The organism is Endozoicomonas sp. ONNA2, assembly GCF_024606365.1.
Lineage (GTDB): Bacteria > Pseudomonadota > Gammaproteobacteria > Pseudomonadales > Endozoicomonadaceae > Endozoicomonas.
The window spans coordinates 1-9,974 of the sequence record NZ_JAHHPO010000874.1; the positions used below are offsets into that span (position 1 = coordinate 1).

The 9,974-nt window shown below is 50.2% G+C and carries 7 protein-coding genes; 5 read left to right on the forward strand and 2 right to left on the reverse strand.

All coding sequences use genetic code 11. The annotated features are described in order from the left end of the window. Nucleotides 1-85: 85 nt before the first annotated feature. Entirely contained in the window at nucleotides 86-922 is an 837-nt protein-coding gene (locus tag KDK14_RS15595; protein WP_257266097.1) for a peptidoglycan binding protein CsiV, read from the reverse strand. A 95-nt stretch (nucleotides 923-1,017) separates the two neighbouring features. After that, complete coding sequence (gene mfd, locus KDK14_RS15600) at nucleotides 1,018-4,476, reverse strand: transcription-repair coupling factor (protein ID WP_257266098.1); 3,459 nt, start codon at nucleotides 4,474-4,476, stop codon at nucleotides 1,018-1,020. Here mfd and KDK14_RS15605 point away from each other — a divergent pair. The 5 genes from KDK14_RS15605 to KDK14_RS15625 all read left to right on the forward strand — a co-directional run bounded on the left by KDK14_RS15605 (nucleotide 4,468) and on the right by KDK14_RS15625 (nucleotide 9,766). Further along, a complete protein-coding gene (locus KDK14_RS15605) occupies nucleotides 4,468-4,617 on the forward strand; it encodes a hypothetical protein (RefSeq protein WP_257266099.1) in 150 nt (49 codons plus the stop codon). The two genes, mfd and KDK14_RS15605, sit on opposite strands and share 9 nt — an antisense overlap. Before the next feature lie 105 nt (nucleotides 4,618-4,722). Further along, on the forward strand, nucleotides 4,723-6,156 hold the full coding sequence (locus KDK14_RS15610) for a glyceraldehyde-3-phosphate dehydrogenase (protein ID WP_257266100.1): 1,434 nt from the start codon (nucleotides 4,723-4,725) through the stop codon (nucleotides 6,154-6,156). Between the two features lie 707 nt (nucleotides 6,157-6,863). After that, nucleotides 6,864-7,097, forward strand: a complete 234-nt coding sequence (locus KDK14_RS15615; protein WP_257266101.1) for a FeoA family protein — start codon at nucleotides 6,864-6,866, stop codon at nucleotides 7,095-7,097. After that, the gene (feoB, locus tag KDK14_RS15620; RefSeq protein ID WP_257266102.1) at nucleotides 7,094-9,427 is read left to right on the forward strand and encodes a Fe(2+) transporter permease subunit FeoB; all 2,334 of its coding nucleotides are present in this window, start codon (nucleotides 7,094-7,096) and stop codon (nucleotides 9,425-9,427) included. Before KDK14_RS15615 ends, feoB begins: the two co-directional genes overlap by 4 nt. 81 nt (nucleotides 9,428-9,508) lie before the next feature. Further along, nucleotides 9,509-9,766, forward strand: coding sequence for a FeoC-like transcriptional regulator (locus KDK14_RS15625; protein WP_257266103.1), 258 nt, complete (start codon nucleotides 9,509-9,511; stop codon nucleotides 9,764-9,766). Nucleotides 9,767-9,974 lie beyond the last annotated feature (208 nt).

Here is a 9,974-nt window from a genome sequence, read left to right on the forward strand (position 1 = left end):
TATTTGACGAAGAAGCAGGAATTTTTAGACCAATTTATCGCAACCGCAGTAGGGCCGTCTATTCTCGGACAGCCTCTTGGCAGCGTCAGCTGTTTTTTTCGGAAACAATCATCCCCGTTTCCACCAGGGCACCAGGGCGCTCATAGGGGGTAAGTTTGAGCAGAATGCCAATCTCCGGACTGTCTATGTATTGCAGTTCCTTTACATTTCGGATTCTTCTTCGCTGCTTTATTTGAAAGTTGTCGGTTATGCGCAAAGGCGGAGAGCCATCGTTCATTCTCACCAGGTTGTCAGCTCCTGTTTGAGCAGCCGCAAGAGCGTCGGATGTCTTTTGTTCATGGTTTTGTTTACCCCCGGACAGTGAGGAGTACAGTGATTCCGGACTTAATTTATTCAGCCACAGATCGATATCTACATGCACAAAGCGGTCTTCACTGACGCTGATCGTGCCACTGAGCAACAGGTTTTCCTGCCCGCTCATAGCAGCCCGGATTTCAATCGGTCGCTTACCGGATTCAGCGCTTACCGGCATTCGCCAGGCTTTATGGGTAATCAACTGATAGTTGCGATTTTTCGCAAGTGCAGCAACCTGGCTGTTCAGAATCCTGTCGCTGGCTGGAAGAGCGATGAAGGCGTCACGCCTGATATCGGGATGGTTTTGAGGCTCAGTGATGTCAAAAAGAGGGCTGCTACTATCAGAGGCTGGAGAATGAGTGTTCAGCCTGATTACATGTGCAGGCGATCCGTGATCGGAAACGGGAGGCCAGGCTTCGCCACTGTCATTATTGAGGTAACGAAAAACCACCAGATCCACCTGATACCATGGGGTATCAGGTCCTCCATTATTTTGTTTCGGTGCAGCACATAGGGGTAGAGTAAAAAGTAGTGCTATCGACCATGGGATAAGCTGAAGTTTTTTCATGCACAATTTCCTTGGATCACCCAATCCGGGGTGGCTTTTGTAAAACACCACCGGGCTGTCTGAAAAACAGTCAATCTATGGACAGACATAAGCGGTTAGCCAGCGAGCCTGCCCAGCAGTGTTTCTGTTCCCTTAAACCTCTGTTCCGGAGTTTCCATTGCGTCAATGTACTTTAAGATACTGCTTCCTTCCAGCCTGAACTGCCGGGGGTTTGACTGGATAAGGTTAATAATCAGCATGGGGTCAACACTGGGCTGTTCTTCAAACTCAACTCTTGCTTCTTTGCTGCTGGCGTCCAGCTTCTTGATGCCCAGTTTTTGGGCATGGATTTTTAACAACATCTGACGGAACAGGTTTTTGGCCGGGTTTGGCAATAGGCCAAAACGGTCGATCAGCTCAACCTGAAGGTTTTTCAATTTTTCCTCATTATCTGCAGCGGCAATTCTCTTGTAGAGAATCAAGCGACTATGGACGTCATGAATATAGTCTTCCGGCAACAGGGCCGGAAGCCGTAAGTTCACTTCGGTGCCATGGTTCAAAGGCTGGTCCGGATTGGGTGACTCGCCATTGCGGATGGCGTTAACGGCTCGCTCGAGCATCTCGGTGTAGAGCGTAAAGCCGACACTTTGTATCTGGCCACTCTGACCTTCACCCAGCAGTTCGCCAGCACCCCTGATCTCCAGGTCGTTGGAGGCCAGCATGAACCCGGCACCCAGGGTTTGCGCTTCCGATATCGCCTCAAGCCGTTTCGCGGCATCGGCGGTCATCGATTTTGGTGATGGTGTCAACAGATAAGCATAGGCCTGGTGGTGTGACCGGCCAACCCTGCCTCTTAGCTGGTGCAGTTGTGCCAGACCAAACTTGTCCGCCCTGTTGATGATGATGGTATTGGCATTGGGGATATCAATCCCGGTTTCAATAATGGTTGTGCATACCAGAACGTTATAGCGCTTGTGGTAAAAATCGGACATCACCTGTTCCAGCTGACGCTCACGCATCTGGCCATGACCTGTGATGACCCGTGCTTCAGGAATCAGTTCCCGGAGGTCGCTGGCTACTTTTTCAATGGATTCAACCTGATTGTGAAGGTAGTACACCTGACCGCCCCGAAGTAGCTCCCTGAGAATGGCTTCTTTTACCAGGGGTTGATCATATTGACGGACAAAGGTTTTGACCGATAGTCGCCTTGCCGGGGGAGTCGCTATAATAGAGAGGTCGCGAATACCGGACATGGCCATATTCAGCGTTCTGGGAATGGGAGTAGCGGTCAGGGTCAGGATATCAACCTCGGACCTCAATGACTTGAGCTTTTCCTTGTGGCGGACCCCAAAGCGATGCTCTTCATCAATAATGAGGAGACCAAGATTTTTAAAGGTCAGGTCGCCCTGAAGTATCTTGTGGGTACCAATGAGGATATCCAGTTTGCCTGCAGTGAGTCGCTCTTTTACCTGGTCCACCGATTTTTGTGACTTGAATCGTGAAATAACATCAATTTCTACGGGCCAGTCAGCAAATCGATCGCGAAAGCTTTCATAGTGTTGTTGTGCCAGAAGCGTCGTGGGGACCAGAATGGCCACCTGTTTGCCGCTATGAACCGCAAGGAAGGCAGCACGCATGGCAACTTCTGTTTTACCAAAGCCAACATCACCACAGACCAGGCGGTCCATGGGTTTTGGTTTGCACATATCGCCAATGACAGCGGTAATGGTCTGTTGTTGATCGGGCGTTTCTTCAAACGGAAAGGCCGCAGCGAAAGCCAGATAGTTCTGCTCTGGCGCAGTGAAAGGAAACCCTTTTTGTGCTTCTCTGCGGGCATAAATATCCAGCAGTTCAACGGCCACATCCCTGGCTTTTTCGGCGGCCTTACGCCGCACCTTGATCCATTGCTCGCTGCCTAGCCGGTGGAGCGGGGCAAGTTCATCATCGGCACCAGTGTATCGGGAAATCAGGTGAAGAGAAGCGACCGGAACATAGAGTTTGGCTTCGTTGGCATATTCCAGTGCCAGAAACTCCGTGGTCTGGCCATCCACTGCCAGTGTTTCCAGCCCCCTGTACCGGCCAACCCCATGGTCAATATGAACCACAGGGGCGCCGATTCTTAGCTCAGTGAGGTTTCTGATAACCTGGTCAGCACTGTGTTCGTCCTCTGTCTTGCGCCGCCTTGTCTGTTGCACTCTCTGGCCAAGCAAAAGCGCTTCCGGGATAACAGCAATTTGCTCTTGCGGTAAATACAGGCCGTCATCCAGCAGCCCGATACTGACAGCCAGAGCGGGCTTATCTTTCAGAAATGCAAGCCAGCTATCGCAAAGGTCAGGCGTTATATTATTCTGGCTCAGGAGTTCCAGCAGCACTTCCCGCCGCCCGGCACTTTCGGCGACCAGCAGGACATGGTTAATGCCATCTATAAAAGTGGTGAGGTGTGCCAGCGGGTGTTCGAGCCGGGCATTAATGGTCAGTTCTGGCAAGGCTTCGCGATTCAGGTTAAATCGGCCGACTTTAGGAGCAACCGGCTGTTCAAACAAGGTGACTCTTGGGAAGTCGTTCAGTCTGCTGTATAACTCTTCCGAGGGCATCATAACCCTGGATGGCGGAAGTATTGGCCTTTGCGGATCAACACGGCGGTTCTCATAACGTGATTGAACATCCGAATAAAAATGATCCAGGGATGAACCTACGGTGTCGTAGATCAGTATTCGGGTGTTTTGTGGCACATAGTCGAAAAGCGTTGATGTCTCACGGAAGAACAGAGGCAGATAGTATTCAATGCCCGGGCTGGCAATACCCTTGCTGATGTCCTGATAAATCGGACATTCACGATAGTTAACGTCGAAGGTTTCCCGGAAGTTACTTTTAAATAACGCAATCCCGTGCTTATCCAGGGGGAACTCATGCCCTGGTAACAGTTGTACTTCCTGAACCGTCTCGATAGAGCGTTGAGTTTCAGGATCGAAGGTTCTCAGTGACTCTATCTCATCATCAAAGAGATCAACTCGATAGGGCGTGTCAGCCCCCATGGGAAAAATATCAACAATAGAGCCACGAATGGCGAACTCGCCATGTTCCATTACCGAGTCAACACAGCGATATCCAGCCTGTTCAAACTGGCCTCTGCGCTCATCAATGATAAACCGGGTTCCCGGTTGCAACGACAGACAGCTGCCGAGCAGGTAGTTCTTCGGACACACACGGTGTAACAGCGTAGTGACCGGTACAATCAGAATTTTTTTTCTGCCACGGATGTCGCTCAGGGGAAGGTGATAAAGGGTCGACAGGCGTTGGGAAATAATATCCTGATGGGGAGAGAATGTATCGTAGGGCAGTATTTCCCAGTCCGGCATTTGCTGAACATTGATGTTGGCTTCTTTGGCAAAGAAGAAGGCCAGCTCTTCTTCCAGCCGGTTTGCTGATGAACTGTCCGCAGTAATAATCATCAGCGGGTGGTTGTCCGTTACCGCAGCACAGGCAATGGTAAAGGCAGGCCCGGCTTTGGCGAGATTCCCCCATTGAAGCTTGTCGCCGGGGTGGGTTGGCAGAGGAATAGTGTGTTGAAACATGAAAATCCTGAAGGCTCTCCTGATTACTCCAAATACGAATTCAAGAGATGGATTGTAGCGGTTGTGATCCTGTTCTCCCAGTATTCCCGCAGTGAAATGGTGGAATTAACCAGCTTAAAGACCATCAATGTTTATGTTTGATAATCTTTGTTGCCTCGGGCGCCATCAACAAGGATAATAACGACGGAACATAAGTCCTAATTACGGGGCTGTATTTTAAATAGAAAAAATAAACGGGAATTTATCGTGGTAGCAGACCGTTTTCAGGACTGGAAAGAGTGTGAAGCACTGGCTGAGTCAATGATCCCACTGATTGGCAAACTTTATAGAAATCGCCATGTTGTTACGTCCGTATTTGGGCGTCCCATTATTAACCGCTCCGTTATTAATCTGTTAAAAGCGCACAGGTTTGTTCGTCAGATTGAGGATCATGGTCTTTCGGTCCACGAGACTTACCCTGTGCTGGAAATCCTGACAGCCCTTGATTTGGGACCATCCCGTATTGATATTGGCAAGCTGGCGGTTGGCTTTCGAACCGAAGGTGAAGGCCAGTCACTACAAGCGTATGTGACTGGAAAAGTAGCGTCAGTAACCAATGGTCATCAACAGACTCTCGGTCCGGGTCAGGATGTCGTATTGTATGGTTTTGGCCGGATTGGCCGTTTGATGGCCAGAATCCTGATTGAGCGTGCAGGCAGTGGCTCTGGTCTTAACCTGAGGGCCGTGGTTGTCAGACCCGGCGGTGTCGGCGATGATCTTCAGAAACGGGCAAGCCTTTTGCGGCGAGACTCAGTTCATGGCTCTTTCCAGGGTACAATTTCTGTTGATGATGAGAATAAGGTGATCTATGCCAATGGCGTGGCCATTCAGGTCATTTATGCCAATGCCCCGAATGCCATTGATTACACCCGGTATGGCATTAACAAAGCCGTGGTTGTCGACAATACTGGGAAATGGCGTGATAAAGAGGGGCTGGGCCTGCATTTGCAGTCAAAGGGGATATCCAGAGTTCTGCTGACAGCACCGGGTAAAGGGGATATCAAGAATATTGTTTATGGGGTAAATCATAACGATATTGAGCCGGACGATCAGATTCTTTCCGCTGCCTCCTGTACCACTAACGCGATCACGCCGGTGCTCAAGGCAATTAATGATGAGTTTGGCGTTGAACACGGTCATGTTGAGACGGTTCACTCATACACCAATGACCAGAATCTGATTGATAATTACCACAAGGGTGAGCGTCGTGGACGCAGTGCTGCCTTGAATATGGTCATTACCGAAACCGGAGCGGCCAAAGCGGTTGCCAAGGCGTTGCCTGAGCTTGAAGGCAAGTTGACGGGTAATGCCATTCGGGTGCCTACCCCTAATGTTTCTCTGGCTATTCTTAACCTTTCCCTGACCAGGGCAACCACCGTTGAAGAGCTTAATGACTTTATCAGGGAGACCTCACTGTATTCCAGTCTTCAGAAACAGGTGGACTTTGTCACGTCTGTTGAAGCGGTTTCCAGTGATTTCGTGGGTAGCCGTCGTGCCGGGGTTGTGGATGGGCAAGCCACTATCGTTGACGACAAACGCTGTGTGCTTTATGTCTGGTATGACAATGAGTTCGGTTACAGCTGTCAGGTCAATCGGATACTGCAGTTTATGTCTGGTGCGATGCATCCGGCGGTTCCATAAAACGCTCGCCTGTCAGTAATGACCACTTCAAAGAGTGACTGATGAGTTGTTTCTTGCATTCGTAGCACATGAGGTGTTTGTTGTTCGCAACATAAAACTCATTTCCACCTGGCTCAACTCTTGGAAATATTCTCGTCTGGTATAGAAAGGAAATTAATATTTGGAAATTCGTCCTCATTTCTGACCTTAACATAATCAAAGTGCATCCGGCCCGGGAGGAGGTTCTTAAGCATGGCATGAATCCTTATTTTGTTAAGGGAACTCCTGTTTGATCAATACTTGGAAAATAAGTTTCATTGGCACGAAAAAAAAGTTTGTTACTGCTCTAATCCGATCGGAACATAACTGACGCCAAGGCAGACGTCCCTATACGCGTCACTGTTCAGTCTGGCGATATCCGATTTACCTTCAATTACGTATAGCTGACTTGCATTGACCTCAGTCAAAATGGAGACACTTATTGAACTTCTAAATTGTAACAATTCTCATTTACGTATATATTCGTCTGAGTTGGAAATTTGCCAGGCACCCGATTTCACACTAAAGAGCCCACAAAAAACAGGCTCTTGTTCCTGGCAAATGATAATAGGTTGGAATATTTGGGTTGTTTTTGAAAGTTATTACTTGCAATGCAGAAGCAAGTGCATAAGCAGTGCAGAAAGAATGCTTCCAAAGCCGACTTAATGATGCCTCTGGAGAATAAGTACATGAAGGTGACATTGGGCGAACTGAATACCGGCGAATGTGGCCGGGTAACTGCTTTTGCAAATGCTGGCAGAGCCTACCGGCGGAAATTGCTGGCAATGGGCCTGACGCCCGGAACCCGGTTTAGGGTCTGTCGTGTTGCGCCACTGGGGGACCCAATTCAGTTGGAAGTCAGGGGCTTCCAATTATCTATCCGCAAGGATGAAGCCGCTGTTGTCGAGGTTTCCAGAATATGAAAAAACACGTTGTTGCCATTGTCGGGAACCCTAACTGTGGCAAGACCACGCTGTTCAACGCGTTGACCGGTGCCCGGCAGCGGGTTGGTAACTGGCCTGGTGTCACCGTGGAAAAACGCAGCGGTTTTTATACCTTTGCAGATAATGCCATAGAAGTCGTTGATCTGCCCGGAACCTACTGTCTTGATGTTGTTGACAGCGACGTCTCCCTTGATGAAAAGGTGGCGCGGGATTACATCCTCAAGCGTGAAGCGGATTTAATCATCAACATTCTTGATGCTTCCAATATTGAAAGAAATTTGTACCTGACCACCCAGTTATTGGACATGGGGGCGCCGGTCATCGTGGTACTCAATATGATGGACGTTGCCCGGGAAAAGGGCATGGACATTGATATTGACAAGCTCTCTCAGGAACTTCGCTGCCCGGTGTTACCCCTGGTTGCCAGTAATTCAGGCAATATCAAAGCCTTTTTAAAAGACATCAATGACTTTCTGAACAAGAGTATTCCCGTGGCCCCGCCATTGGATCTTGGTGAACAATTGGAACAGGCCGTTGCGGTTATTGAATTGACCCTTGACGAGTCCGTTCACCTTGACAGCCCGCTTTCCCGGCGCTGGTATGCATTGAAGTTACTGGAAGGTGACATGGTTCCCCTGCCAGATTTGACTTGGCAGGTGGTGAATGAGGCTACCCGGCAGCGTCATATCATCGAGGCTGCCCTTGAGGAAGATCTGGATATTATTCTGGCCAGTCGACGTTACGATGTGGTTGGTCACCTCATGACGTCAGTGATGCGTGAGCGGGACGTTGCCAGCCATCAGCTGAGTGAATCCATTGATCGTGTGGTACTGAACCGGGCACTGGGGTTCCCGATTTTCCTGGGCGTCATGTACCTGATGTTCATGTTTACCATTAACTTTGGTGGTGCCTTTATCGACTTTTTCGATATCTTTACCGGGACTCTGCTGGTGGACGGACTGGGCCACTGGCTGTACTCCATTGGTGTCCCCGCCTGGGCAGTGACGTTACTGGCCGATGGTGTGGGTGGTGGTATCCAGACAGTGTCTACCTTTATTCCCGTCATAGCCTTCCTGTTTCTCTTTCTTTCCATACTGGAAGACTCAGGGTATATGGCCAGGGCTGCTTTTGTCATTGACCGGCTCATGCGGTTTCTGGGGCTTCCGGGCAAGGCCTTTGTGCCTATGCTGGTGGGCTTTGGCTGCAATGTGCCTGCGATCATGGCGGCACGCACGCTGGATAATGAGAAGGACCGGCTGTTGACCATCTCTATGGCCCCCTTTATGTCCTGTGGTGCCCGGCTGCCGGTGTACGCGCTGTTTGCCGCTGCCTTTTTCCCGGAGTCCGGCCAGAATGTTGTGTTTATCCTCTATCTGGTGGGTATCCTGGCCGCGATATTCACCGGGTTGATTCTCAAGCAGAGTATCCTCAGTGGTGACAGTTCGCCATTTATTATGGAGCTGCCCAATTACCATTTGCCATCGGTGAGGCAGGTCATGTTACGCACCTGGGATCGTCTCAAGGCTTTTATCCTGCGTGCAGGCAAGGCGATTGTGATGGTGGTGGTGGTTTTGAACACCCTGAATGCGATTGGTACCGATGGCTCTTTCGGTCATCAGAACACTCAGGGCTCCATGCTCAGCAAGATTGGTCAAACTATTACCCCGGCGTTTGCCCCCATGGGCATGACGGCAGACAACTGGCCAGCGGCTGTGGGGCTGTTCACGGGTATTCTGGCGAAAGAAGCCGTTGTGGGTACACTGGACTCCATGTATGGCGCCATTGCCGCTTCCGAAGGCGCTGACACTGAGGGTGAAACGACGTTTGACCTGTTGGCCGGCTTGCGAGAAGCCCTGGCCACTATTCCGGCTAATCTGGGTGGTTTAACGGGCACGCTGGCAGATCCTCTGGGTGTCGAAGTCGGCGATCTGACCGATCTGGATGCAGTTGCCGAAGAGCAGGCAGTCAAGACCAGCACGTTCTCTGTTATGGCAGGCCTGTTCCCCAGTCATGCTGCGGTCATTGCCTACTTGCTAATGATCCTTCTGTATACCCCCTGTGTAGCGGCATTGGGTGCCATTTACCGGGAAACCACCCTGGGGTGGACGCTCTTCATTGCCGGATGGACTTTCTTCCTTGGCTATGCGGTTGCCACTATTTATTATCAGTTGTCCCTGGTATCTGTGCAGCCCGGTGTAACGCTACTTTGGGTGGTCTCGATAATGCTGATGATGTTTATTGTAATTACCTTGATGAAACGCATGGGTGCCTCAGTACTGCAAGGGCGGATGGATGTCAGCCCGCAATGACATCGTAAACGCAAGGCGTGGCCAAAAGCACTGTCAATGCTTTTGGCCGCCAACTGGAACCCGAAGTGGCAGGCGATGACCATGCTGATCAACATTCGTAATTACTTGAAACAGCAGAAAGTTTGCTCTCTGGCTGACCTCAGTTTGAAATTCAATACCACACCTGAGGCCATGAGAGGGATGCTCTCACACTGGTTGAGGAAAGGTCAGTTGAGCTGTGAACAGCCGGGCTGCTTTGTGGCCTGCAAAAAGGGGTGTGTTTCCTGTGACCCGGCTGAGTTGGAAATCTATCGCTGGCAGGGTAAGGTGCAACATATTCCATTGAGTCTTATCGGCTGACTGACCTCCAGAATATATTTGCTTTTCCTGCATAAAAAAATCTTTGTACTTAGCCCGGATATTTCATAAACGTGCTTCCGCCCTTGCTGGTTCTTTGCCGCTTTGAGGGAGTTTTGCATAGTCGACCGTACTCCCCGGCACGGTGCTCCCTCACAAAATCCCTCAGAGCGACAAAGTCCTGCGCCAGATTCGGGGCAGTTTATGAAAT

Bases quoted from the DNA above. Each gene is read 5' to 3' on its own strand.
- KDK14_RS15595 (WP_257266097.1), bottom strand. From the start codon at position 922: ATGAAAAAACTTCAGCTTATCCCATGGTCGATAGCACTACTTTTTACT.
- mfd (WP_257266098.1), bottom strand. From the start codon at position 4,476: ATGTTTCAACACACTATTCCTCTGCCAACCCACCCCGGCGACAAGCTT.
- KDK14_RS15615 (WP_257266101.1), top strand. From the start codon at position 6,864: ATGAAGGTGACATTGGGCGAACTGAATACCGGCGAATGTGGCCGGGTA.
- feoB (WP_257266102.1), top strand. From the start codon at position 7,094: ATGAAAAAACACGTTGTTGCCATTGTCGGGAACCCTAACTGTGGCAAG.
- KDK14_RS15625 (WP_257266103.1), top strand. From the start codon at position 9,509: ATGCTGATCAACATTCGTAATTACTTGAAACAGCAGAAAGTTTGCTCT.